Origin of the sequence: Pseudomonas sp. FSL R10-1350, assembly GCF_009600525.1 — a bacterium.
GTDB classification, from domain to species: Bacteria; Pseudomonadota; Gammaproteobacteria; order Pseudomonadales; family Pseudomonadaceae; genus Aquipseudomonas; species Aquipseudomonas helleri.
Window position 1 is genome coordinate 55029 of sequence record NZ_WIVR01000013.1, and the last position, 26303, is coordinate 81331.

20 protein-coding genes are annotated in these 26303 nt (G+C 57.8%); 15 read left to right on the top strand and 5 right to left on the bottom strand.

From position 1 onward, the window contains the following. Positions 1-1157: 1157 nt before the first annotated feature. On the bottom strand, positions 1158-2588 hold the full coding sequence (locus GHO25_RS08950) for a mannose-1-phosphate guanylyltransferase/mannose-6-phosphate isomerase (RefSeq protein ID WP_153390616.1): 1431 nt from the start codon (positions 2586-2588) through the stop codon (positions 1158-1160). Between the two features lie 174 nt (positions 2589-2762). On the opposite strand from GHO25_RS08950, the gene yegS reads away from it, so the two are divergent. The 3 genes from yegS (at position 2763) to GHO25_RS08965 (ending at position 5592) form a co-directional block, all read left to right on the top strand. Then, positions 2763-3656 (top strand): lipid kinase YegS, encoded by an 894-nt coding sequence (gene yegS, locus GHO25_RS08955; RefSeq protein ID WP_153331002.1) that lies wholly within the window; start codon positions 2763-2765, stop codon positions 3654-3656. 116 nt (positions 3657-3772) lie between these two features. Continuing rightward, the gene (locus GHO25_RS08960; RefSeq protein WP_153355682.1) at positions 3773-4708 is read left to right on the top strand and encodes a chemotaxis protein CheV; all 936 of its coding nucleotides are present in this window, start codon (positions 3773-3775) and stop codon (positions 4706-4708) included. Between the two features lie 77 nt (positions 4709-4785). Further along, positions 4786-5592 (top strand): MOSC domain-containing protein, encoded by an 807-nt coding sequence (locus tag GHO25_RS08965; RefSeq protein ID WP_153329635.1) that lies wholly within the window; start codon positions 4786-4788, stop codon positions 5590-5592. Positions 5593-5674: 82 nt separating this feature from the next. Here the strand turns inward: GHO25_RS08965 and GHO25_RS08970 are convergent, their stop codons facing one another. Then, positions 5675-7603: a transglycosylase SLT domain-containing protein gene (locus tag GHO25_RS08970; RefSeq protein WP_123750240.1), complete on the bottom strand. Its 1929-nt coding sequence runs from the start codon at positions 7601-7603 to the stop codon at positions 5675-5677. Positions 7604-7818: 215 nt separating this feature from the next. Between GHO25_RS08970 and GHO25_RS08975 the strand changes: the two genes are divergently transcribed. Beyond that, a complete protein-coding gene (locus GHO25_RS08975; protein WP_048368810.1) occupies positions 7819-9735 on the top strand; it encodes an ATP-binding cassette domain-containing protein in 1917 nt (638 codons plus the stop codon). A 74-nt stretch (positions 9736-9809) separates the two neighbouring features. Here the strand turns inward: GHO25_RS08975 and GHO25_RS08980 are convergent, their stop codons facing one another. Beyond that, positions 9810-10250, bottom strand: a complete 441-nt coding sequence (locus GHO25_RS08980) for a universal stress protein (protein WP_048368809.1) — start codon at positions 10248-10250, stop codon at positions 9810-9812. A gap of 115 nt (positions 10251-10365) precedes the next feature. On the opposite strand from GHO25_RS08980, the gene GHO25_RS08985 reads away from it, so the two are divergent. The 7 genes from GHO25_RS08985 (at position 10366) to GHO25_RS09015 (ending at position 18810) form a co-directional block, all read left to right on the top strand. Further along, the gene (locus GHO25_RS08985; protein WP_048368715.1) at positions 10366-10803 is read left to right on the top strand and encodes a hypothetical protein; all 438 of its coding nucleotides are present in this window, start codon (positions 10366-10368) and stop codon (positions 10801-10803) included. Positions 10804-11235: 432 nt separating this feature from the next. Next, a complete protein-coding gene (fadB, locus tag GHO25_RS08990) occupies positions 11236-13383 on the top strand; it encodes a fatty acid oxidation complex subunit alpha FadB (protein ID WP_048368714.1) in 2148 nt (715 codons plus the stop codon). Positions 13384-13410: 27 nt separating this feature from the next. Further along, positions 13411-14586 (top strand): acetyl-CoA C-acyltransferase FadA, encoded by a 1176-nt coding sequence (gene fadA / locus GHO25_RS08995; protein WP_048368713.1) that lies wholly within the window; start codon positions 13411-13413, stop codon positions 14584-14586. Positions 14587-14672: 86 nt separating this feature from the next. Continuing rightward, entirely contained in the window at positions 14673-14909 is a 237-nt protein-coding gene (locus GHO25_RS09000; RefSeq protein ID WP_048368808.1) for a DUF1653 domain-containing protein, read from the top strand. A 114-nt stretch (positions 14910-15023) separates the two neighbouring features. Further along, entirely contained in the window at positions 15024-17651 is a 2628-nt protein-coding gene (gene topA, locus GHO25_RS09005; protein WP_153390617.1) for a type I DNA topoisomerase, read from the top strand. Between the two features lie 285 nt (positions 17652-17936). Then, positions 17937-18458 carry a DUF6586 family protein gene (locus GHO25_RS09010; RefSeq protein ID WP_048368711.1) on the top strand — a complete coding sequence of 174 codons (522 nt, stop codon included), beginning with the start codon at positions 17937-17939 and terminating at the stop codon, positions 18456-18458. 118 nt (positions 18459-18576) lie between these two features. Continuing rightward, on the top strand, positions 18577-18810 hold the full coding sequence (locus GHO25_RS09015) for a hypothetical protein (RefSeq protein ID WP_153329636.1): 234 nt from the start codon (positions 18577-18579) through the stop codon (positions 18808-18810). 74 nt (positions 18811-18884) lie between these two features. On the opposite strand, the gene sulA is transcribed toward GHO25_RS09015, so the two are convergent. Continuing rightward, a complete protein-coding gene (gene sulA / locus GHO25_RS09020; RefSeq protein ID WP_048368710.1) occupies positions 18885-19358 on the bottom strand; it encodes an SOS-induced cell division inhibitor SulA in 474 nt (157 codons plus the stop codon). An 11-nt stretch (positions 19359-19369) separates the two neighbouring features. Continuing rightward, entirely contained in the window at positions 19370-19978 is a 609-nt protein-coding gene (gene lexA / locus GHO25_RS09025; RefSeq protein WP_048368709.1) for a transcriptional repressor LexA, read from the bottom strand. A gap of 261 nt (positions 19979-20239) precedes the next feature. Between lexA and GHO25_RS09030 the strand changes: the two genes are divergently transcribed. The 4 genes from GHO25_RS09030 (at position 20240) to GHO25_RS09045 (ending at position 26229) form a co-directional block, all read left to right on the top strand. Then, positions 20240-20947: a TetR/AcrR family transcriptional regulator gene (locus GHO25_RS09030; protein WP_048368707.1), complete on the top strand. Its 708-nt coding sequence runs from the start codon at positions 20240-20242 to the stop codon at positions 20945-20947. Between the two features lie 170 nt (positions 20948-21117). After that, complete coding sequence (nagZ, locus tag GHO25_RS09035; RefSeq protein ID WP_048389317.1) at positions 21118-22128, top strand: beta-N-acetylhexosaminidase; 1011 nt, start codon at positions 21118-21120, stop codon at positions 22126-22128. A 25-nt stretch (positions 22129-22153) separates the two neighbouring features. After that, the gene (locus GHO25_RS09040) at positions 22154-22897 is read left to right on the top strand and encodes an S-methyl-5'-thioinosine phosphorylase (RefSeq protein WP_048368705.1); all 744 of its coding nucleotides are present in this window, start codon (positions 22154-22156) and stop codon (positions 22895-22897) included. Positions 22898-22920: 23 nt separating this feature from the next. Next, positions 22921-26229, top strand: a complete 3309-nt coding sequence (locus GHO25_RS09045) for a DEAD/DEAH box helicase (protein ID WP_153390618.1) — start codon at positions 22921-22923, stop codon at positions 26227-26229. Positions 26230-26303: the final 74 nt, after the last annotated feature.

Sequence of the window (26303 nt, forward strand, 5' to 3'; positions counted from 1 at the left end):
GAGCGAGCTTGCTCGCGATCTTTTGATCTTGGTCTAAGAGCCCCTCACCCTAGCCCTCTCCCGAAGGAGAGGGAACCGATTGGGGGATGCTGAAGATACTTGGTGGCCTGTTTACTGCGCGACAGCGCGGCGTCGAAGACGGGGCGGCCCCTTTTATCAAACATAAATAACTGATTGATCCTAAAGGCTCTGTAGGAGCGAGCTTGCCTCGCGATCTGTTGATCTTGATCTGGCTTTTGATCTTGATCTAAGCCCCCGTTAAACCACGCTGGCCGAACGCAGATGTTGCGCAGTGGCTAACCCGGCAGGACGCCGGGTTAGCCGCGACACGGCCAGGGATGGCCGATCGCGGCGGGCCCACGGAGCAAGGCCTGTGGTGAGGGCATGCTGAGCCTCAGCGAGGCACCGAGGGGTTGGGGCAAAAAGCGTTTGGTTACTTTGCGCTTTCAAAGTGACGCGCCGTAAGGGCGGAACCCTAAGTGGCCGTTGCAGCAGCAATGGATATGTACCCAAGAATCCCGAAGTGGATGGTTTTACGGCTGCACGCAGCCGATCGCAGCCTTCGTACCTCGTCAGCGACTACAGTGTTCTGTTTGATGCGCGACAGCGCGGCGTCGAAGACGGGGCGGCCCCTCCTATCAAACATAAAATAAGTGATTGATTCTACAGGCCCTGTAGGAGCGAGCTTGCTCGCGATCTTTTGATCTTGGTCTAAGAGCCCCTCACCCTAGCCCACTCCCGAAGGAGAGGGAACCGATTGGGGGATGCTGAAGATACTCGGAGGCCTGTTTGCTGCGCGACAGCGCGGCGTCGAAGACGTGGTGGCCCCTCTTATCAAACATAAAATAAGTGATTGATTCTAAAGGCTCTGTAGGAGCGAGCTTGCCTCGCGATCTTTTGATCTTGATCTGGCTTTTGATCTGAGAGGCCCCGTTAAACCACGCTGGCCGAACGCAGGTTTTGCGCAGTGGGTAACCCGGCAGGACGCCGGGTTAGCCGCGACACGGCCAGGGATGGCCGATCGCGGCGGGCTCACGGCGTAAGGCCGGAACCCTAAGTGGCCGTTGCCGCAGCAATGGATATGTACCCAAGAATCCCGAAGTGGCCTGTTTTACGCGCCTCAGCGCGGCGTCAAAGATCGGGCGGCAGCTCCGCGTTTACGGCGTTTCTGTGCGCCCATACACGTCATTGAAACGCACGATGTCGTCTTCCCCTACGTAGTCCCCGCATTGCACTTCGATCATCACCAACTCAACGTCGGTTGGATTCACCAGACGGTGCGCGCGGCCGGCTTTGATGTACGTCGACTCATTGCTGCCCAGCACAAACTGCTGGTCGCCATTGGTCACCTGCGCGGTGCCGCTGACGACGATCCAGTGTTCGCTGCGATGGCGGTGCATCTGCAATGACAAGGCGCCTTGCGGGTTGACCACGATGCGTTTGAGTTTGAACCCGGGGCCTTCTTCCAGCACGGTGTAGCTGCCCCAGGGCCGTGTCACGCTGCGGTGCAGGCGATACGTATCGTGGCCTTGTTGCTTGAGCGCCTGGGCGATGTATTTAACGTCCTGGCTGCGGGTCGCATCGGCCACCAGCAGCGCATCGGCGGTGTCGATGATGATCAAATCCTTGAGGCCCACCCCGCCGACCAGCCGCGTAGGCGAGTCGATATAACAACCCTGTACATCGTGCAGCACGGTTTGCCCGGTGCACTGGTTGCCATCGGCATCGGCGGGGCTCAATTCACGTACTGCCTGCCAACTGCCAATGTCACTCCAGCCCAGTTGACAGGGCACAACGGCGACTTTTTTCGAGTGTTCCATCAGCGCGTAGTCGATGGAAATATCGGCCGCCTGGGCGAAGGTCTGGCTGTCGAGCTCGCGCTGACATTGCTGCGGGCCTGCAAATACCGGGCTGTGCTCAAGGCACAGGCTCACGGCCTGAAGAATTTGCGGGGCATGTTGCGCAAGCTCTTGCAGCAGGCTGTCGACGCGCATGCAGAACATTCCGCTATTCCACAGGTGCAGGCCGCCCTCCAGGTACTGCTGAGCGGTCGCGGCATCAGGTTTTTCGACAAAGCGCGCCACGGCGCACCCGTCGCCTTTTTCGATGTAGCCAAACCCCGTCTCGGCCCTGGTCGGCTGAATGCCGAACGTCACCAGCCAACCTTGATCGGCCAACTGCCGGGCACTGTCGACGGCCTGCTGGAAGGCCGCGATGTCGCTGATCAAGTGATCGGCCGGCAGCACCAGCAGGTGCGCATCTGCGCCGTAGCGTTGGGCAACGTGCAGCGCGGCAGCGGCAATGGCGGGGGCGGTGTTGCGGCCGAAGGGCTCAAGGATGAAGTCCAGCGCAACGTCGTCCGCCGGGTGCTGGCGATACTCGTCAAGCGTACGGAAATACACGTCGCGGTTGGTCACGGTCAGCAATTGGTGCACGTCCGGCAGGCCGGTGGCGCGTTGAAAGGTCTTTTGCAGCAAGCTCTGGCCATCGGGCAGGCGCATAAAGGGCTTGGGCATGGCTTCACGCGACACCGGCCACAGTCGGGTGCCCGCGCCACCGGCGATGATGCAGGGAATGAGTGGGCTCATTCAGAACGCCTCCAGAGGCAATGGGCTGCGGTTGGGGGGCGAAGTCTGACGGGTTCTGGCGGTTTGATCGACCCGTTGACGGCCCTGAAAGGTTTTTTTGCAAATAAACCGCTTGCGTTGGGCCTTTCTTGATCGGTTGTTGTCCAACCCTACGGACTGACCAGGAGATGCGGCATGAGTGCAGGAAAGGCATTTTTGATTTTGCACGGCAAGCAAGCCATGAACGAAGACGTTCGGGCCGCTGTCGAGCAGCAACGTGCAGGTGGGCGCGAGCTGACGGTGCGCCTTACGTGGGAGGCCGGGGACGCGCAGCGTCTGGTGGGCGAAGCGCTTGAGGCCGGTTACGAGCAGTTGATTGCAGGTGGCGGTGACGGCACGTTGCGTGATGTGGCCGAAGCGATGGCGCAGGCGCAGACCTCCGCCAGCCTGGTGCTGTTGCCGTTGGGCACGGCCAATGACTTTGCCCGTGCAGCGGGGGTGCCGCTGGAACCCGGCCCGGCCTTGGGGCTGCTGGACGTACCGGCCAGGCAGATAGATTTGGGTGAAGTCGGCGGGCAGTACTTTTTGAACATGGCCACGGGCGGCTTTGGTAGCCAGGTCACCGCCAATACCTCAGAAGACTTGAAAAAAGTCATCGGCGGCGCGGCCTATCTGTTTACCGGGCTTTCACGTTTCAGTGAGTTGCAGGCGGCCTACGCCGAGCTGCAAGGCCCCGATTTTCAGTGGCAAGGCCAATTGTTGGCGTTGGGCATTGGCAATGGCCGCCAAGCGGGCGGTGGGCACGAGTTGTGCCCGCAGGCATTGGCCGATGATGGCCTGCTGGACGTGAGTATCTTGCCCGCGCCACAAGAGGTGGTCGGTACGGTAAAAAACCTCATGGCGGGTGGCTGGGGGCTGGATAACCTGTTTGTCCGGGCGCGCCTGCCATGGGTAGAGATCAAGGCCGCGCAAGGGCTGGCGCTTAACCTCGATGGCGAGCCGCTAACCGGCGAGAGCTTGCGCTTCAGCGCACACAAAGGCGCGTTGCGCGTACATTTGCCGCAAAACTCACCGCTGTTGAGTTCCTAAAAGCGCCAGATGTCATCTGGCCATTATTTTTAGGGTGTGAGGGTAGGGAAGGGTCAAGAATCGACGTGTCGTGTCGATAGCCTAGGACCTTTCGCACACACGCCCAGGAAATATCTATGGCCGGCATTCTCGACACGGTAGACCAGCGCACACAGTTGGTCGGTGAAAACCGACTGGAACTTCTGATGTTTCGTCTTGCAGGGCGGCAGTTGTTCGCAATCAACGTGTTCAAGGTGCAAGAAGTGTTACAGCTGCCCAAGTTGACCCTGATGCCCCATCGCCATCGGCATGTGTGCGGGGTCATCAACTTGCGCGGCAAGACCCTGCCCGTCATCGACCTCTCCCAGGCCATCGGCATGCGCCCGGTGGTGCCGGGGCCCGACAGCACGATCATCGTCACCGAGTACAACCGCTCGATTCAGGCCTTTCTGGTGGGCAGTGTGGACCGGATCGTCAACATGAACTGGGAAGCCATCCTGCCGCCGCCCGCCAGCGCCGGGCGTCACCATTATTTGACCGCCATCAGCAAGGTTGACGAGCAACTGGTGGAAATCATCGACGTGGAAAAGGTCTTGGCCGAGATCGTGCCGTACAACGCCAAAGTCTCCCCCGACAAGCTGGCCGACCCGGTGCTGGAGCGGGCGCGGGGCCGTGAAGTGCTGCTGGTCGATGATTCCAGCGTGGCCCTGGCGCAGTTGCGGGAAACGTTGTCGCAGTTGGGGATCAAAATGCATGTCGCCAGCGACGGCCTTAAAGCCTTCAACATGCTCAAGGCCTGGGCCGATTCCGGGCAGGTCATGACTGACAAGCTGCTGATGGTGTTCACCGACGCGGAAATGCCAGAAATGGATGGTTACCGTTTAACCACTGAAATTCGTAACGATCCTCGTCTGCGCAGTTTGTATGTGGTACTTCACACGTCATTGTCCGGCAGCTTCAACGAGTCGATGGTGAAGAAGGTGGGGTGTGACAACTTCCTCTCCAAATTCCAGCCGGACAAATTGGTGGATGTCGTTCGTCAGCGCCTGATGCTGGACGAAGTGCCTGCCTGATTCTGTCCCAATGGGGGATCTTTGCAGGGCCGAAGGCTTCTATACTGTGGCTTTTTTACCTTGCAGGGATCTGACCCATGCTTCGTCTGAGTGCGCTGTATCGCTTCCCACTGAAATCCGGCAAAGGCGAAAGCCTGCCGCATGCCCGACTGGACAAGCTGGGACTGGTCGGTGATCGACGCTGGATGTTGGTGGACGAAGCGAGCGGGCGATTCCTGACGCAGCGTACAGAGCCAAAAATGAGCCAGCTGTCGGCCCTGTGGAGTGGCGCGGGCGGCCTGACCTTGAGTGCCCAGGACTTTGCACCTCTGGAGGTGGCGTTGCCGAACCCGGACGATAACTTGCGCGGTGTGACCATTTGGCGCGACACCTTGCGCGTGCCGGATGCCGGAGATGAAGCGGCGCAGTGGCTAAGCGGCTTTATCGACAAACCGGTGCGCCTGGTGCATGTGCCGCTGCAACGCGCGCGCATGACAGAGTCGGGCTACGGGCAGGATGATGACAAAGTGGCGTTCGCCGATGGCTACCCCTTGCTGTTGATCGGTCAGGCCTCGCTGGATGACCTTTCGCAGAAAGTAGGGCGGTCGCTGGAGATGCTGCGCTTTCGCCCCAACCTGGTGATTGAAGGTAGCGAAGCGTTTGCTGAAGACGGCTGGAAGCGCATCCGCATTGGCGATGTTGAGTTTCGAGTGGTCAAGCCGTGCTCGCGTTGCATCCTCACCACGATCGACCCGCAGACCGGCGAGCGGGACGCCAATCGTGAGCCGTTCGCGACCTTGAACCACTACCGCAAGCAGGAAGGTGGTGCGATGTTTGGGCAAAACCTGGTGAATGACGGCGAAGGCGTGCTGGAAGTCGGCATGCCAGTCACTATTCTGGAATGACTGTAGGGGGTGAGCTTGCCTCGCGATCTTTTGACCTTAAAAAGATCGCGAGACGAGCTCGCTCCTACAGGGGGTTCGTCAGTTATTGATCATCAAAATACCGTTCATGCCAGTCCACCAGCGGCTGTGGCACGTTGAGCTTTTGCCCGTAGATCACCGAATAAGACAACACGTTCTGCACGTATTGGCGGGTTTCGTCGAACGGGATGCTTTCGATCCACACGTCAAAGCCCAAATGGTTCGCGCCCTTCAACCACTGACGTACCCGGCCCGGGCCTGCGTTATAGGCCGCTGAAGCGAGCACGCGGTTGCCATTGAACTGGCCGTGTACCTGACTCAAGTAGGCGGCGCCCAACTGGATGTTCTTGTCCGGGTCCAGCACTTGCTGTGGCGAGGCCAGCGGGATGCTGAATTTGCGGGCAGTCTCTTTGGCGGTGGCGGGCATCAATTGCATCAAGCCGCTGGCGCCCACGCCGGAACGGGCGTCGTCCATAAAGGCGCTTTCCTGGCGGGTAATGGCGAATACCCAGCTTGAATGCAGGCCGCGGACTTTAGCTTCGCGTACCAGGGTGTCGCGGTGCGCCATCGGGAAGCGAATATCCAGATCGTCCCAATACTGCGCCTGACTGATGGTACGAATGGCCGGGAAGTACCACTTCAGGTCGTAAGCCAGTTTGGCCTGGGCGACCATCTCGTCACGGTTGAAGTGACGGCTGACGTAGTACCACTCACGCCGACCATCCACCACCTGGCCCCGGGCGTGAAACTCCAGGGCGCGCTGAATACCCGGTGTGTTGCGTACCTTGTTGACCAGTTGCGGGCTGAGCACCAGCGGCTTGTTGTTGAGCTTGTAAGGTGTTTGCGCCCGATCGGCGGCCAGGAAGCCGTAGAAATCACGTTCCTTGGCGACATTCTTGAGCAGCACCAACGCTTGCGGGTTTTTCGGCTCGGCCAACTCCAGGCTGCGGGCTTGCCAGTAGCGCCAGCGGTTGGTGGTCGCGAGGTCTTGCGGCAGTTTTTTGGTCAACTGATACGCGTCTTCCCAGCGCGCCAGGCGCAACAGCAGGCGCAGACGCCATTCGGTGACGGTGTTGTCACGCAGCTCCGGGTCGTACTGGGTCATGATGGCCAGGCCGCGGCTGTCGTAACGACGGGCGAACGTCAGGCCGATTTCCCGGGCGATTGACACTTTTTCGTCACGGGAAAAGTGCATGTTATTGGCATAAGTGTCGAGCAGCGACGCGGCTTTTTCCGGGTCCTGGCGGGCGAGGCGGCGCAGGCCCAGACCGACTGCATCCGACATGGCTTCGCTGGCTGGCAGGAACACCGAAGGCTGGCTGAGCATGTCGGGCTTTTGGGCCACGGCGATCATCAGTTTGGCTTGCGGGCCCAGTGTGGTCAGCCCGCTGGCCAAGGAGGTGGCCAGCGCATAGTTACGTGCCTCGGCGGCGAGTTTGACCCGCTGCCAGCGCTTTTGCTCGGTCAACTGGCCTTCGGCGGCCCATTGCCCGAACAGGGCGTCGCAGGCGGTAGGTTGGGCTTTGCCCACCAGCCACAGTTTTTCGGCGCTGGCATAGCCTTCAGCCTTGAGGTTGTGGCTGATCTGGTATTGGCCATTGAGGCAGTCCAGCTCGGTGAAATTGAGCTTGGGGTCGTAATACTTGACGAAGGTTGCCCAGTCGCCACGCTCGGCCAGCCAGCGTAACCAGCGCAACCTCATCCAGTTGGACTGTGGCAGGTCGCCATGTTCGGCCAAAAACTGTTCGATTTCGGCGTTACTGGCAGATTTGAGGCGTGCGGTCAGCTCGTCGTAGGCCAGGTAAGGGGTCAGCGGGTACGTGCGCAGGGCGGCGGCATTTTGAAAATAAGGGCCGGAGTCACCTTTGGCCAGGGCGCGCTTGGCGTCATCGTACAGTTGCCGTTGTTGGGTCAGGTCTGCAGCCAGCGTGGATTGCACGGCGCAGGTAGAGAGCAGCAGGCAGGATAAAAAGTTGAAAAGACGACTGCGCATGAGGCTTCCGTACAGATTGAAAACACGACACGTGCAGCGCTCGGCTGCACAGACTGTGTCGTAGCTTAGCCTTTTGCCGGCAACCCGTGAAAGCCTTGGCGGCTAACCGGTGCATCTTGTTCAGAAATGAACGGTAGACGCGCCCGTACACGAAATACCCGGCCGCCTGCGGGCTCAAATCAGGTAGAATGCGCGCCCAGTTTTTGGAGAAGCTCATGACCCTGCTCAAATTCAGCGATGTGTCCCTTGCTTTCGGCTCTACGCCGTTGTTGGACAAGGTGTCCTGGCAGATCGCCCGTGGAGAGCGGGTGTGCATCATCGGCCGCAACGGCACCGGCAAATCCAGCATGATGAAGCTGGTTAAAGGTGATCAAAAGCCTGACGACGGCTCTGTCTGGCGCGCACCCGGGCTCAAGATTGGCGAATTGCCGCAAGAGTTGCCGGTAGCCGACGGACGGACAGTGTTCGACGTAGTGGCTCAAGGTCTGGACGGTGTTGGCGAATTGCTGGCCCAGTACCACCACCTTAGCCAGAACATCGTCACCGATGCCGACCTGGACAAACTGATGCACGTCCAGCAAGACCTTGAAGCCCGTGATGGCTGGCGCTTGCAGCAATTGGTCGACAGCACCCTGAGCCGCCTGCAGTTGCCGGCTGACAAAACCCTCGCCGAGTTGTCGGGTGGCTGGCGTCGTCGCGTCCTGCTGGCGCAAGCACTGGTTTCCGAACCGGACTTGCTGCTGCTCGACGAACCGACCAACCACTTGGACATCGGCGCGATTGCCTGGCTGGAAGAGGCCTTGAAGGACTTCCAGGGCGCTGTGCTGTTCATCACCCACGACCGTTCCTTCTTGCAGAACCTGGCAACCCGGATTCTGGAGCTGGACCGTGGTGGCCTGATCGACTGGAACGGCGACTACGCCAGCTTCCTGGTGCACAAAGAAGCCACCCTGGCCGCAGAAGAAACCGCCAACGCGCTGTTCGACAAGCGTCTGGCTCAGGAAGAAGTGTGGATCCGTCAGGGCATCAAGGCCCGTCGTACCCGTAACGAAGGCCGTGTTCGTGCCTTGAAAGCCTTGCGTGTAGAGCGCAGCGAGCGTCGTGAGCGCACCGGCAAGGCCAACATCCAGCTCGATACTGCTGAAAAGTCCGGCAAACAAGTGATGGTGCTGGAAAACGTCAGCTTCGCTCACCCGGGCGGCCCGTTCCTGGTCAAAGACTTCTCGATGGTCCTGCAGCGCGGCGATCGAATTGGTCTGCTGGGTGCTAACGGTACCGGCAAGACCACGCTGCTCAAGCTGATGCTGGGCGGCCTGCAACCCACCGACGGCAAAGTGGAAGAGGGCACGCGCATCGACGTGGCGTACTTCGACCAATTGCGCCACCAGTTGGACCTGGAAAAGACCGTGATCGACAACGTGGCTGAAGGCCGCGATTTTATCGACATCGATGGTCAAAGCCGCCACGTCCTCAGCTATCTGGGTGACTTCCTGTTCAGTCCGCAGCGTGCCCGCACGCCGGTCAAGGCGCTGTCGGGTGGTGAGCGTGCGCGTCTGTTGCTGGCCAAGTTGTTCAGCAAACCGGCTAACTTGCTGGTACTCGACGAACCGACCAACGACCTGGACGTAGAAACCCTCGAGTTGCTCGAAGAAGTGTTGTTGACCTTCCAGGGCACTGTGCTGATGGTCAGCCATGACCGGGCATTCCTCGACAACGTTGTCACCAGCACCCTGGTCTTCGAAGGTGAAGGCAAGGTGCGTGAATACGTGGGCGGTTATCAGGACTGGCTGCGTCAGGGCGGTTCGCCGCGTCTGCTGGGCGTCACCGAAAGCAAGTCGGGCAAGGCTGACTTGAATTCGGCGGTGGTCACCGCAGCACCGGCTCCGGCCGCTGCACAGCCTGCACCTGCGGCGAAAAAGAAGCTCAGCTACAAGCTTCAGCGCGAGCTGGAAGCGTTGCCGGGCGACATCGATGCCAAAGAACAGGCCATCGCGGCTGTCGAGGCTGAAATGGCCGAAGCCGGTTTTTACCAGCGTCCTGCCGCTGAAACCGCTGCTGTGATTGCCAAGCTGGAGAAGCTGCAAGCCGAGCTTGATCAATTGGTCGAGCGTTGGGCCGAGCTGGATGCCTGAGTGACGGTGCGTTGAAACAAAAAGCCCGGCCCTTTAATCAGGGGCCGGGCTTTTTGTTGGGCGCAAGGCGAGCCTTACTCAGGTTTTTTCAGGCTCACGGCCAGTACGTCGCACGGTGCGCCGTGCAGTACGTCGTTGGCCGTAGAGCCCAGCAACAGCGCCAGACCGTGGCGGCCATGGCTGCCGACGACGATCAGTTCGCAGCCGTGCTCTTTGGCAAAGCCGTGGATTTCCTGGCGTGGCTGGCCGTATTTGAGGTGGCAGTTGTCTTTGGACAGTTGCGGGTAGATGTCGATCAGGCGCTCAAGACGCGCTTTGGCCTGGTCGAACTGCTGTTGCTGAAGCTGTGACAGGTCCATGGGGACGTCACCACCAAAGGCCATCGCCATAGGCTCGACGATATGGATGAGCGACAGTTTTGCATTGTTCGCTTCAGCGCTGGCGCTGGCGCGATAGATTACGGGGTCGCATTCTTCGGTCAGGTCGACGGCAACTAAAATATGTTTGTAGGGCATCGGCGAGGTCATGTGAAGCGTTCCTGTAAGGGAGATTAATGATGAGTATGGCCCGTTTATTGAGGCGTGTTATGGATCGGGATCAACTCGTTTATAAAGTGATGAGAGTAGAAATATGACGGTATGGATCGTGGTGTCAATCCTGGTGCTGGTTCTGAGCCCTTTGGCCTGGCTGCGACCTTCGCGGCGTCAGAGTGGTCGCATGGCATTGCGCATGGAAGCCCGGCGCATGGGGTTGGCAATGCAACTGGCGAGCCAGGAATGGCCGCACTGGCTTGAACCTGAGCCGCCGGGCTCGTGTGCGCAGTTTCATCGTCCGCGTCGGGGTACTAAGCCTGAAGTCTGGTGCTATTGGCAATCAGCGCCGGGAATATGGGTCAATCAGTGGCGTGAAGTCTGCACGGATGAGCGCTTGCTGACCCAGTTCAACAAATTACCGGCCAACGTGTACAAAGTTGAAGCCGGGCCCCAGATGATTGCCTTGTACTGGGGCGAAAAAGGCGAGCCGCAAGTCCTGCAAGCCATTGATCAAGTGCTTAAAGCCCTGGCGTAAACCGCTATTTTGTAGTCGCTGACGAGGCACGAGGCTGCGATGGGTTGCGAAGCGACCCCCTCAGCGACGGTCCTGCGGCCCGTATCGCAGCCTCGTGCCTCGTCAGCGACTACGGTGTGCTGTCCTGCCGTAAATCCCTGTCTATCCTTGTCTGCTCTTGCGCGGGTTTTAAATCTGACTGGCGAGTCGTTTTGTCATCCTTGTTTTGGACAATTGACAATCGTTGGCTTTTCCGTGAAGGTGTCGACACCCAAATCAAACGGGCGTATGAATCGGGTGTTTGTCTTGTCAGACGATGCTCGCAGAATCCCGACTATCGCGTTGGCGGGTGTGCCTGGCGGATTGGCATCAGCATTGACACAACGGTCAATGACAGCCAGACGCTAGCGTCCGACGTGTACTGTTCAGCTTCCATATCGTGGAGATCAGTTGATGATTTACGAAGGTAAAGCCATCACGGTTACGGCTCTTGAAAGTGGCATCGTCGAACTCAAGTTCGATCTCAAGGGTGAGTCCGTCAACAAGTTCAACCGTCTAACCCTGAACGAATTGCGTCAGGCAGTGGATGCGATCAAGGCAGATGCTTCGGTCAAGGGTGTCATCGTTTCCAGTGGCAAAGACGTCTTCATCGTCGGCGCTGACATCACCGAATTCGTCGAAAACTTCAAGTTGCCGGATGCCGAGCTGATCGCGGGCAACCTCGAAGCCAACAAAATCTTCAGTGATTTCGAAGACCTCAACGTCCCGACTGTTGCCGTGATCAATGGCATCGCGTTGGGTGGCGGTCTGGAAATGTGCCTGGCAGCGGACTTCCGCGTCATGGCCGACAGCGCCAAAATCGGCCTGCCAGAAGTCAAGCTGGGCATCTACCCGGGCTTTGGCGGCACCGTCCGTCTGCCACGTCTGATCGGCGTTGATAACGCGGTTGAGTGGATCGCCTCGGGCAAAGAAAACCGTGCAGAAGACGCACTGAAAGTCGGCGCAGTTGATGTCGTGGTGCCGGTTGCCAAGCTGGCAGACGCTGCACTGGACGTGATCAAGCGCGCCATCAGCGGCGAGCTGGACTACAAGGCCAAGCGCCAGCCAAAGCTTGAAAAACTCAAGCTGAACGCGATTGAACAAATGATGGCTTTCGAAACCGCCAAAGGTTTCGTTGCAGGCCAGGCTGGCCCGAACTACCCGGCGCCGGTTGAAGCGATCAAGACCATCCAGAAAGCCGCGAACTTCGGTCGCGACAAAGCGCTGGAAGTTGAAGCGGCAGGCTTTGCCAAACTGGCCAAGACCTCGGCTTCGAGTGCCTTGATCGGCCTGTTCCTGAACGATCAGGAACTGAAGAAAAAAGCCAAGATCTACGACAAGATCGCCAAAGACGTGAAGCAGGCCGCCGTTCTCGGTGCCGGCATCATGGGTGGCGGTATTGCCTATCAGTCGGCCTCCAAAGGGACGCCGATCCTGATGAAGGACATCAACGAGCACGGCATCGAGCAAGGTCTGGCAGAAGCCGCCAAGCTGCTGGTGGGTCGCGTTGATAAAGGTCGCATGACCCCGGCCAAAATGGCTGAAATCCTTAACGGTATTCGTCCTACCTTGTCTTACGGTGATTTCGGCAACGTTGACCTGGTGGTCGAAGCCGTTGTTGAAAACCCGAAGGTCAAGCAAGCGGTACTGGCCGAAGTGGAAAACCACGTGCGTGAAGACGCCATTCTGGCGTCCAACACCTCGACCATTTCCATCAGCCTGCTGGCCAAGGCGCTCAAGCGTCCTGAAAACTTTGTCGGCATGCACTTCTTTAACCCGGTGCACATGATGCCGCTGGTTGAAGTGATCCGTGGCGAGAAGTCCAGTGATCTGGCGGTTGCCACCACGGTTGCCTACGCCAAGAAAATGGGCAAGAACCCGATCGTGGTCAACGACTGCCCGGGCTTTTTGGTCAACCGCGTCCTGTTCCCGTACTTCGGCGGTTTCGCCAAGCTGGTCAGCGCCGGTGTCGACTTTGTGCGTATCGACAAAGTGATGGAAAAATTCGGCTGGCCGATGGGCCCTGCCTACCTGATGGACGTGGTCGGTATCGACACCGGTCACCACGGCCGTGACGTGATGGCTGAAGGATTCCCGGATCGCATGAAAGACGACCGTCGCTCGGCAGTCGATGCGCTGTACGAAGCCAACCGTCTGGGTCAGAAAAACGGCAAAGGTTTCTACGCCTACGAGGCGGACAAGAAAGGCAAGCAGAAGAAAGTCGTGGATTCGAGCGTGCTTGAAGTGCTCAAGCCGATTGTCTACGAGCAGCGCGACGTCACCGACGAAGACATCATCAACTGGATGATGATCCCGCTGTGTCTGGAAACCGTGCGTTGCCTGGAAGACGGCATCGTTGAAACGGCAGCCGAGGCCGACATGGGCCTGGTCTATGGCATTGGCTTCCCGCTGTTCCGTGGCGGCGCGCTGCGCTACATCGACTCGATCGGTGTGGCAGAGTTCGTAGCCCTGGCTGATCAGTACGCTGAACTGGGCGCGCTGTACCACCCGACTGCGAAGCTGCGTGAAATGGCCAAAAACGGTCAGAGCTTCTTCGGTTAAGCGCCCCATTAGAGTGAGAGTGAAATTATGAGCTTGAATCCTAGAGACGTGGTGATTGTCGACTTCGGTCGCACCCCGATGGGCCGCTCCAAGGGTGGCATGCACCGCAACACCCGCGCCGAAGACATGTCGGCGCACCTGATCAGCAAAGTGCTGGAGCGCAACAGCAAAGTTGACCCGGCTGAAGTCGAAGACGTGATCTGGGGCTGTGTTAACCAGACCCTGGAGCAAGGCTGGAACATCGCGCGCATGGCGTCGCTGATGACCCAGATCCCGCACACGTCGGCGGCACAAACCGTGAGCCGTCTGTGCGGTTCGTCCATGAGCGCACTGCACACTGCCGCGCAAGCCATCATGACCGGCAACGGTGACGTGTTTGTCGTAGGCGGCGTCGAGCACATGGGTCACGTGAGCATGATGCACGGCGTTGATCCTAACCCGCACATGTCGCTGTACGCGGCAAAAGCGTCGGGCATGATGGGCCTGACCGCTGAAATGCTTGGCAAGATGCACGGCATCACCCGTGAGCAACAGGATGCCTTTGGCGTGCGTTCGCATCAGTTGGCCCACAAGGCAACGATTGAAGGCAAATTCAAGGACGAAATCATCCCGATGCAGGGGTATGACGAAAACGGCTTCCTGAAAGTTTTCGACTACGATGAAACTATCCGTCCGGAAACCACCCTGGAAAGCCTGGCCGCCTTGAAGCCAGCCTTCAACCCTAAAGGCGGGACCGTGACTGCGGGCACTTCGTCGCAGATCACCGACGGTGCTTCGTGCATGATCGTCATGTCCGCGCAGCGCGCCAAAGATCTGGGTCTGGAGCCGTTGGCCGTGATCCGTTCGATGGCACTGGCAGGTGTGGACCCGGCAATCATGGGCTATGGTCCAGTACCGGCAACACAAAAAGCATTGAAGCGCGCAGGCTTGAATATGGCCGATATCGACTTCATTGAGCTTAACGAAGCTTTCGCTGCACAGGCCCTGCCAGTGCTGAAAGATTTGAAAGTGCTCGACAAGATGAATGAGAAGGTTAACCTGCACGGCGGTGCAATCGCTCTGGGCCATCCATTTGGATGCTCGGGTGCTCGCATCTCCGGCACTTTGCTCAATGTGATGAAGCAAAATGGCGGCACTTTCGGGTTGTCCACCATGTGCATTGGTCTTGGCCAGGGCATTGCCACTGTCTTCGAACGCGTTTAAAGCGTTGCGTTGATGGAAGCCGGGGCCATGTGCCCCGGTTTTTGTTTTTAGGCTTTTTTTTATTTTTTCTTGCAGGGGGCCGCAACATGCCGCTACAACCTGGGCTCTATCAGCATTACAAAGGGCCGCAATATCGGGTATTCAATGTGGCTCGCCACTCTGAAACCGAAGAGGAAGTGGTGTTTTACCAAGCCCTGTATGGCGATTTCGGCTTTTGGGTTCGCCCGCTGAGCATGTTCCTTGAGACGGTCATCGTTGACGGTGAGCAAGTCCCGCGTTTTGCCTTGATTGAGGCTGAACCGAGCATTTTTTCCCGGCCATGAGGCCTGGTCGCGCAGAACCCTGTGCTTGACCTCACCTTGTAGCCACTATATATAGCGGTGCCGCGTCAGGCGCTCACCGCCTTTCACTTCTAGAACTCAGGAATTTTCTGATCCATGGGCAAATCGCTGGTCATTGTGGAATCCCCGGCTAAGGCCAAGACCATCAACAAGTACTTGGGCAACGAGTACGTGGTGAAGTCGAGTATCGGCCATATCCGAGACCTGCCCACCAGCGGTTCGGCTAGCGCCAGTAAAGAACCTGCTGCCAAGCGTGGCAAGGCAGCGGCGGGCGAAGCGCCGGCCCTGTCGCCTAAAGAGAAAGCTCAAAAGCAGCTGATCTCGCGCATGGGGGTCGATCCCGAGCATGGCTGGAAAGCCAAGTACGAGATCCTGCCCGGCAAGGAAAAGGTCATCGAAGAGCTGCGCCGGCTCGCCAAAGATGCTGACACCATCTATCTCGCAACCGACTTGGATCGCGAGGGGGAAGCCATTGCCTGGCACCTGCGCGAAGCCATCGGGGGTGACGACAGCCGCTACAAGCGCGTGGTGTTCAACGAGATCACCAAGAAGGCGATTCAAGAAGCCTTCTCCAAGCCGGGCGAGCTGGATATCAACCGTGTGAATGCACAGCAGGCGCGTCGCTTCCTCGACCGCGTGGTGGGCTACATGGTCTCGCCACTGCTGTGGGCCAAAATTGCCCGTGGCCTGTCGGCTGGTCGTGTGCAGTCGGTTGCGGTGAAGCTGGTAGTTGAGCGTGAGCGCGAGATTCGTGCGTTCAACCCCGAAGAATACTGGGAAGTTCACGCAGACCTGGGCACTGCCAAGGGTGCGAAAGTGCGCTTTGATGTGGCTCGCGAAAACGGCGAAGCCTTCAAGCCGCTGAACGAAGCCCAGGCCATGGCCGCGCTGGAGAAGCTCAAGGCTTCCAGCTACACCATCGCCAAGCGCGAAGACAAACCGACCAGCAGCAAGCCGTCGGCACCGTTTATTACCTCCACCCTGCAACAGGCCGCGAGTAACCGCCTGGGCTTCGGTGTGAAGAAAACCATGATGATGGCTCAGCGCTTGTATGAAGCGGGCTACATCACGTACATGCGTACCGACTCCACCAACCTCTCGGCCGATGCGGTCGCGATGGCGCGCACTTACATCGAAAGCGAGTTCGGCGAGTCGTACCTGCCGCCGACGCCTAACGTGTACAGCAGCAAGGAAGGCGCACAAGAGGCTCACGAAGCGATTCGTCCTTCAGACGTAAATATGCACCCGAGCAAGCTGTCGGGCATGGAGCGCGACGCTGAGCGGCTCTACGAGCTCATCTGGCGCCAGTTCGTGGCGTGCCATATGCTGCCGGCCAAATACCTGTCGACCACCGTCAGCGTGGCCGCAGGCGACTTCGAGCTGCGTGCCAAAGGCCGTATCCTCAAGTTCGACGGTTACACCCGTGTAATGCCGCAAATCACCAAGCCTGGCGATGACGATGTACTGCCGGACATGGCCCAGGGCGACGTGCTCAAGCTGATCCAGCTGGACCCGAGCCAGCACTTCACCAAGCCGCCTGCGCGTTATTCGGAAGCGAGCCTGGTGAAAGAGATGGAAAAACGCGGTATTGGTCGTCCGTCGACCTACGCAGCGATTATCGGAACCATCCAGGACCGCGGTTACGTGGCGCTACACAACCGCCGCTTCTACTCCGAGAAAATGGGCGACATCGTTACCGAGCGCCTGTCTGAGAGCTTCTCTGACCTCATGGACTACGGCTTCACCGCCGGCATGGAAGAGAACCTCGATGACGTCGCACAAGGCGAGCGCGACTGGAAAAACGTGCTGGACGAGTTCTACGGCGACTTCAAGAAAAAGCTTGAAGTAGCAGCAGCACCGGACGGCGGCATGCGTGCCAACGAACCGGTCATGACCGATATTCCGTGCAAGGAATGCGGTCGTCCGATGCAAATTCGTACGGCTTCTACTGGCGTGTTCCTGGGTTGCTCGGGTTACAGCCTGCCGCCTAAAGAGCGTTGCAAGGCCACCGTCAACCTGGTGCCGGGCGATGAAATCGCTGCGGACGACGAGGGCGAGTCCGAGTCGCTGGTGCTGTTGGGCAAACACCGCTGCCCAATCTGCAGCACGGCGATGGATGCTTACCTGCTGGATGAAAAACACAAGCTGCACATCTGCGGTAACAACCCGGATTGCGTGGGTTACGAGATCGAAGAAGGCAACTACCGCATCAAGGGCTACGAAGGGCCGAGCCTGGAGTGCGACAAGTGCGGCAGTGAGATGCAGCTCAAGACCGGGCGTTTCGGCAAGTTCTTTGGTTGCACCAATTCGGAGTGCAAGAACACTCGCAAGCTGCTGAAAAGCGGTGAAGCAGCTCCACCGAAAATGGATCCGGTGAAAATGCCGGAGCTCAAGTGCGAGAAGGTCGACGACACCTACATCCTGCGTGATGGTGCTTCGGGGTTGTTCCTGGCGGCGAGCCAGTTCCCGAAAAACCGTGAGACCCGCGCACCGTTGGTGATCGAAATCATCCCGCACAAGGACGAGATTGATCCTAAGTATCACTTCTTGTGTGAAGCGCCAAAGAAAGACCCGGAAGGTCGTCCGGCCGTAATTCGTTACAGCCGCAAGACCAAAGAGCAATACGTACAGACCGAAGTGGACGGCAAGCCGACCGGTTGGCGTGCGTTCTACGACGGTGGTAGCTGGAAAGTAGAAGACAAGCGCAAAGATAAAGACGCTTGAAACTGAGCTGACCGCACCACAAAAAACCGCGCAAGGGCTGCATGCCTTGCGCGGTTTTTTGATTTTGGGTGGGGCAGTTCAAATCTGTAGGAGCGAGCTTGCCTCGCGATCTTTTGATCTTTGGTGGGGTGGCTTCGCTACCCATCGCAGCCTTCGTGCCTCGGCAGCGACTACGGGGATGTTTTGACCTTGGGGTGAAAATCCTCTCATCATGGCCTTGCGCCCTTATCCCCTATACCTGAGACTGCTGTCAGCCCTTACCCATTCGCTGTGGAGCGCCTCAACATGGCTCACGAACTCTATACCCGTACCAATCAGAAAATATATTTCGCCGGTTTGGCCCTTGAGGCCATGAACAAGGCCGGGGAGGGGCGGGCCATGAATGCTCAGGCGCTGGTTCAGGCTGAACGCGAATCGGCCATTTTTCATTTGTATGGTGCCTTACTCGGCTTATGCCATGAAATCGCCGGCTTTTATCGCTTGCCTCAAGCAAATGCTCCGCGGGTCGAGTTGCTGCTGACTCAAGAAGTTTTGGACGCCATAGCCATTCCTGAGCTGGCAGAAATGGTCGAACTGGCCAGAGCGCCGCACACCTGGCTGGCGCAATTGGTTGCCACTCACGCAGCGTTGTACCAGCCTTTGCAGGCGCCGAAGAAGGTTAAGGCAGACGTTTTTCAGCCCCTGATTGAGGCGGTAAATCTGGAGGATGAAGCACCCGAGGAATTAAGCCGCGAGACGCTGGAGGAGTGGCGCCAAAACCTAAAAAGTTTGGCCATCAGGTTTCGTGACGGACTAAATGAGTGTTGAAGGTCGCGGATAAAACTGTACAGTCATTCATCAGTCGGTAATGAAACAGGCTCATATCCTGGAAAAATTACAATGGATGACTGATATAATCCCGCGCTTTCGTGGAGAACAAACCTTTATGCCAACGTCCTTTCTAGAAATTGTCGAATTACCAGACGGCCGTATCGAGTTGCGCCGGGCTGAAGACGAGGGGTCTTTGGTGACGCTTAACTTTTCTGAAGATGCCAAGGCCTTTCTACAAGGTCAGCACGTTGAGGTGGCCAAAGCCATGCTCAGCGTCGGTGTTCAGATGGCAGGCCGATTGGCCGAAGGCGAGCTTGAAAAAGATGAAGGCCCGCGCGTCCTGCACTAAGTGTTCAGGCTGGCAGGCATTACTGGCAGGCTTGTGCAGGGCGCACAAGCACTGTGGCAGTTAGCGACAACCGCTTAACCCAAACGAATATTCAGGCTTTGCCCGTGGCCGGTACGTGCTGCGCTGACCAGTTGTTGGCGAGCGCTGGCAGTCAGCGGGTTAATCCAGCTGACCACGGTGTGGCTACGGCCCAGGCGCAGTGCTTCGCAGGTCAGTTGCAAAGCACTTTTGTTACCGTTGGGTTGCAGGAGCAGAATGCGCTCGCGGTTCAGCCCGGCCTCGCGCAGCCAGCTTTGTGTCAGGCTGGCAGGCGGGGCAATCAGGGTCAGCCAACGGTCGTCTTGTTGCTCGCTGAGTTCGCGAAGCATGGGCGCCAGCAGGTTCAGGCAGTTTCCGGCAGCACCGCGCAGCGACAACTCACTGAAAACTTCAGGTTCGGCGCTCCAGGGTGCATCGAGCACTTCTTTGATCGCAGGGGCCATGGGTTGTGCCATGAACACTTCGAACAAGGGGAGTTGTGCTGGCAGCGGTGTGTGTGGGAACTGCATGACGTCTCCTATTAGCGGCGTATGACGCCGACGCTCAGGCCTTCGATAACCAGTTCCTGCTCTTTGAGATTGACCTCAATGGGCTGGAAATCCGGGTTTTCAGCGATTAGCCAGACCTTGTTGCCTTCGCGCTTGAAGCGCTTGACGGTCACTTCGTCGTCGATACGGGCTACCACAATCTGGCCGTTGCGGGCTTCGCGGCAGGTATGCACAGCCAGAAGGTCGCCATCAAAGATGCCGACGTCCTTCATGCTCATGCCCTGAACCCGCAACAGGTAGTCGGCACGCGGATGGAAAAACGTCGGGTTGATGTTGCAGGACTCTTCGACGTGCTCTTGCGCCAGGATCGGCGCACCGGCAGCGACCCGGCCGATGATGGGCAGGGTGGATTCGTCGGCCTTGGCTTCAAAGCCAGGGATACGAATACCGCGCGAGGCGCCCGGGGTCATTTCGATGGCACCCTTGCGAGCAAGGGCCTTGAGGTGTTCTTCAGCGGCGTTCGGAGACTTGAAGCCCAGTTCCTGTGCGATCTCGGCACGGGTGGGCGGGTATCCGTTGTCATCCAGGCATCGCTTGATGAAGGCCAGGATCTCAGCTTGGCGTGGCGTCAGTTTTAACATGGTGATCGCTCTGTCTTTTTATACAGTGACTGGGATTATATACAGTGAAGGCTTATTGGCAATCCTCCATTTTCCGCCGTCCGCTGGACGGTCATCAATGCTTTGCAGGCTTCGCCTTTTAGAAGGCAAAGCCTTGCTGGCGGCGGCTGTGGTTAAATGCGAGACCGCCCGGTCGCAAACCGAACACGCCGCCTTGACTTTTTACAAGTCGAAACGTATGTTTCAAACAGATGTTTTAATGTTTTGTCAGGCGGAGTAGCCATGGCCCAGTCGGAAACCGTTGAACGTATCCTTGATGCTGCTGAGCAGCTGTTCGCGGAAAAAGGTTTTGCTGAAACTTCATTGCGGCTGATTACCAGCAAAGCCTCGGTCAACCTGGCGGCGGTCAATTACCATTTTGGTTCCAAAAAGGCCTTGATCCAGGCTGTTTTCTCGCGTTTTCTGGGGCCGTTCTGCGCCAATCTGGACCGCGAGCTGGAGCGCCGTCAGGCCAAGCCTGAGCAGCGCCCCAGCCTTGAAGAACTGCTGGAGATGCTGGTCGAGCAGGCGCTGGTAATCCAGCCACGCAGTGGTAATGACCTGTCTATATTCATGCGCCTGCTCGGGTTGGCCTTCAGTCAGAGTCAAGGGCACTTGCGGCGTTATCTCGAAGACATGTACGGCAAGGTGTTTCGCCGCTATATGTTGCTGGTTAACGAAGCCGCCCCGCAGATCCCGCCAATTGAGCTGTTCTGGCGTGTGCACTTTATGCTCGGTGCGGCGGCGTTCAGCATGTCCGGGATCAAGGCCTTGCGGGCCATCGCCGAAACCGATTTTGGGGTGAACACCTCGATCGAGCAGGTGATGCGCCTGATGGTGCCTTTCCTTGCGGCCGGCATGCGTGCCGACAGTGGTGTAACCGACCCCGCCATGGCCAGCGCGCAGCTTCGCCCCCGGACCAAAACCCCACCGGTCGCCGCCAAGGTTTGACCGCGTGCGGGTGGGCGCGGCAGCTTTGTTCCGCTAAGCTAGCCGCCATGCCCAACCCAGACTTATTCCCGTCTCGCTCTTCGCCGCTGCCGCTCTGGTACGCGGCGCGCCTTGCTGTGCCTAGCGTGAAGAGCCGGTTGATAAGCGCTTTCTCTCTTTAAGGATTTCCCATGAGTTCTGCCTTGCAAGGTTCCTTGATGGTGGACGTCGCCGGTACCTGGTTGACGGCTGAAGACCGGCAATTGCTGCGCCAGCCTGAAGTGGGCGGCCTGATCATCTTTGCCCGCAATATTGAGCACCCGCGCCAGGTGCGTGAGTTGAGTGCATCGATTCGCGCCATTCGCCCGGATTTGCTGTTGGCCGTCGACCAGGAGGGCGGCCGCGTACAGCGTCTGCGCCAAGGTTTTGTCCGCCTGCCGGCGATGCGCGCAATCGCCGACACCCCCAACGCCGAGTACTTGGCCGAGCAGTGTGGCTGGATCATGGCCACCGAAGTATTGGCGGTCGGTCTGGACCTGAGTTTTGCTCCGGTACTGGACCTCGATTACCAGCGCAGTGCGGTGGTGGGGACTCGCTCGTTTGAAGGAGACCCAGAGCGCGCCGCGCAATTGGCAGGCGCCTTTATTCGCGGGATGAACGCGGCGGGCATGGCCGCGACCGGTAAGCATTTTCCGGGGCATGGGTGGGCAGAGGCTGATTCTCATGTCGCCATCCCGACTGATGAACGCAGCCTGGAGCAGATTCGCAGCCATGATCTGGTGCCGTTTGCCCGTCTGAGCAAGCACTTGGCAGGCGTGATGCCTGCGCACGTGATCTACCCGCAAGTCGACAGCCAGCCTGCCGGGTTCTCCCGTCGCTGGTTGCAGGACATTTTGCGGGGCGAGCTGCAATTTGACGGGGTGATTTTCAGTGACGACCTGTCGATGGCCGGTGCCCATGTGGTCGGCGATGCGGCGAGCCGCATTGAGGCCGCCTTGTCTGCCGGGTGTGACATGGGCCTGGTGTGCAACGACCGTGCGGCTGCCGAGTTGGCCCTCAGTGCTGCTCAGCGCCTTAAAGTCACGCCTTCTGCGCGTATTGCGCGGATGCGTGCGCAAGCCTGGGCCAGCACCGACTACCGTCAGGACCCGCGCTGGTTGGTGGCCACGGGCGCCCTTAAAGATGCTCAATTGATTGATTAATGCACGTGCTCAAGAGGCAGATTCAATGACGGTTTACGCAATTATTGGTGGCACGGGGCTGACCCAACTCGACGGCTTGACCATCAGCCGTTCGCTGGCGTTGGACACGCCTTACGGCCCGACTTCAGCCGATATCCAGATCGGTGAATTTGGCGGCCGTGAAGTGCTGTTTTTAGCACGCCACGGCCATCCGCACCGGGTGCCGCCGCATCAGGTCAACTACCGCGCCAACCTGTGGGCCTTGAAGCAGGCAGGTGCCGAGGCGATTTTGGCGGTGAATGCCGTGGGCGGGATTCACATGGCGATGGGCACCGGGCATTTCTGCGTGCCGCATCAGTTGATCGACTACACCAGCGGCCGCGAACACACCTATTTCGCCGGTGATCTGGAGCACGTAACCCACATCGACTTCAGCTTTCCCTACACCGAAGCCTTGCGTGAAAAACTGATCAGCGCACTGGCAGCCGAAGGCTGTTCGTACAGCACCCATGGTGTGTATGCCGCAACCCAAGGCCCGCGTCTGGAAACCGTGGCTGAAATCGCCCGTCTTGAGCGTGATGGCTGCGACATTGTGGGCATGACCGGCATGCCTGAAGCGGCGTTGGCCCGCGAACTGGACCTGGACTACGCGTGTCTGGCGCTGGTGGTAAATCCGGCAGCGGGCAAGACCACAGCGGTGATTACCATGGCTGAAATCGAGCAGGCGCTGCACGACGGCATGGGCAAAGTTAAAGCGACCCTGGCGCGGGTGTTGACCGACCACCATTGATAGTTAATCAGGCAGTGCAGTGAATGCTCTCTATAGAAAACCTGTTGCACAGTGGCGACTGGGCTATTGGCTTTAGCAAGGGCGCCCTTGAACGTGGACGCAAGTACTTTCGAGAAGATCGTGTCGAGTTGCTCAGTAGTGATGACGTCTGCATACATGGCACGTGCGTGGGTGGAGAAGGTTATGCCTACGAACAACTGATTGGTATCGAGTCTGATCTTGCAGGTGAACAGTTTCTGAACTGTTCATGTACTTGTCCGGTCGCCTTTGATTGCAAGCACTGCGCTGCTGTTTTGTATTATGTGCACAACACACAGTCTCAAGAACGGCTGCAAAGGCTTGGTGAGAACATGGGCGCTGGCCTGGAACGTTGGCTTGATGCCCTTCCAGGCAGCAAGCTTGCCGCAGGTCCGGAAAAAAAAGACAACGACACATGCCTTTTATATCGGCTTGTGTCAAACCGCCAAAAGGGGAGTTGGCAGGTAGAGTTCTTCACGGGGCGACGTCTGCAAGACGGCAGCCTTCGAGATTTGCAGCGCCGCACGTTTACCCACGAGACCGTGCACAATTCGCCCAATTTCGTGCTTGAGTCGGACCTTAAGTTTATTCGTCTGTTTTTAGCCAGCCATAGCAACGCGAGCTATGTGTCAGGCGTAGAGCTCAAGGGGCGTATCGGTAGTGAACTGCTTGAGTTACTCCTTGAAACGTCACGCCTGTTTCTCGATTTTGACTCGCAGCAACCATTGGTTGCTTCGCCGCCGCGCCCTGCAATCTTCAATTGGGTTGAACAAGCGAACGGTCATTACCGCGGTCAATGGTTTGCCTCTGACCAGCCGCTGGATGTTGTTCTGGCGCTTGAACCGCTGCACTACATTGACGTCGAACGGATGCACGTTGGGCCGCTGCAGTATGACTTGAGCGACAAACTGGCTTGTCACTTGCTTGTGGCTCCGGACATTCCGGCGCAGCATGCCCTGGAGTTCAGTCATCGCATGCGTGCCATAGTCGATACGGTAGCTGCACCGGTCACACTGACTGAGCGGGTTGTCGACGATATTACTCCCCTAGCGCATTTGACCTTGGGAAGCGTTGTGCAGACCTCGTGGCGCGCCCCCCGTCCCTTTGAACACCGTGCCGTGTTGGGTTTCAGCTACGCGGGTCACTCTGTAGCAGATAAAAAGTCCAGCGAAATACGTGTGTTGTCGGGCAGTGAAACCCAGCGTATCCAGCGCCAGCCAGCGGCTGAAAAAGCGCTTCGTCAGGCACTGCTCAAGGTCGGCTTCAAAAGAGTGATAGGTCAAAGTGCCCCATTGCCCGGCGTGACCGGTGAGCTATTTGAACAAGTGAGTGATGCGGGCTGGATCAATTTTGTCCAATCTGATCTGGAGCGCTTGCGTGGCTTGGGCTGGCAGATCGTAATCAATCAAGGCTTTCACTTTGTACTCCACGAAGTCGGGCAATGGTACGCCGATATCGAGGAAGGGCCAGAGCATGCCTGGTTTGATCTGGAGTTGGGCATTGAGGTCAATGGCCAACGTTATAGCCTGTTACCGATTTTGCTTAACGTGTTGAGACGCAACCCTGAACTGTTAGACCCGCAATCCATGGCTCTGCGCAAGGATGACGAGCCGATGTTGGTCAATCTTCATTATTCGACTTATCAATATGGGCTGCAAAAGCCAGCCTTGAACGTGGTCTTGCCCTATGGCCGGATCAAGCCGCTGATGACAACCCTCAGCGAGTTGTATTTAAACGAGCATCGAGGCAATTCATTGCGCCTGAGTGCTCTGGATGCCGCACGCCTCAGTGCGTTGGACGATATACCGCTGGTATGGCAAGGGGGCGAGCGTCAGCGTGACTTTGCCAAGCGCCTCAAGCAGTCAGACTATGTCGCGGTTCCTGCGCCAGAGGGATTAAACGCCACGCTGCGTCCTTACCAACTGGAAGGCGTCAACTGGATGCAAGCGCTGCGTGAGCTTGAGGTAGGAGGCATCCTGGGTGACGACATGGGCTTGGGCAAGACATTGCAAGCCCTGACTCATTTACTGCAACTCAAGCAGAACGGTCAGCTTGACTCGCCTGCTCTGGCGATCATGCCCACCAGTCTGATACCTAACTGGCTCGACGAAGCGGCGCATTTTACCCCGCAACTCAAAGTGCTGGCCTTGCATGGAAACAATCGCCAAAAAGACTTCGATCAGTTGGCAAACTACGATTTGGTCTTGAGCACCTACGCCTTATTGCCACGTGACCTGGAAACACTTGAACCTCTCGTCTGGAGTGTTGTGATTCTGGATGAGGCACAGAACATTAAAAATCCGACGAGCAAGGCCGCCCAAGCCGCACGGCAGTTGCAGGCAAAACAACGTGTGTGTCTGTCTGGTACGCCTTTGGAAAACCACTTGGGTGAGCTGTGGTCCTTGTTTCACTTTTTGTTGCCGGGTTGGTTGGGTGATAACAAAGCGTTCAATCGTGATTACCGTACGCCCATCGAAAAGCATGGCAACAGTGAGCGCATGCACAGCCTGACGGCGCGTATCAAACCGTTTTTGTTACGCCGAACCAAAGAGCAGGTTGCCGCTGAATTACCCGCGAAAACTGAAATCGTGCATTGGGTTGACTTGAGCGATACCCAGCGTGATGTCTATGAAACCGTTCGCGTTGCAATGGACAAAAAGGTGCGTGATGAAATCAAGCGCAGCGGGATAGGCGGCAGTCAGATCATCATCCTCGAAGCGTTGCTCAAACTGCGTCAGGTGTGCTGCGATTTGCGCTTGGTCAAGAGCGCATCAGCCGTGACTACCAAGCGGACGTTGACTGGAAAGCTGGGCAGCTTGATGGAGATCATTGAAGAGTTGCTGGGTGAAGGCCGAAAGATTTTGCTGTTCTCACAATTCACTTCAATGCTGGCATTGATAGAGCAAGAGCTGGCACAGCGCAACGTTGCCTATTCGCTGCTGACCGGTGATACCAAGGATCGGCGCACGCCGGTTAAAAACTTCCAGGACGGCAAAGTTCCACTCTTTTTAATCAGCTTGAAAGCTGGAGGTACGGGCCTTAATTTGACAGCGGCTGACACAGTGATTCATTACGATCCATGGTGGAATCCGGCGGCTGAAAACCAGGCCACTGATCGTGCACACCGAATTGGTCAGGATAAGCCTGTATTCGTTTACAAGATGATTGCCCGCGGCACCGTGGAAGAAAAAATCCAGGCGTTGCAACAGAAGAAAGCGCATTTGGCTGCAGGTGTTTTAGAAGGCAGCTTGAACAGTGGCTGGAAGCTTGAGCAGAGTGACATTGACGCGTTGTTCGCCCCGTTGAAGGGGTAGCGTACGCAGGTTATGTAGGCGCTTGTCTCGCGATCTTTAAAAGGGAAAAAAGATCGCGAGGCAAGCTCGCTCCT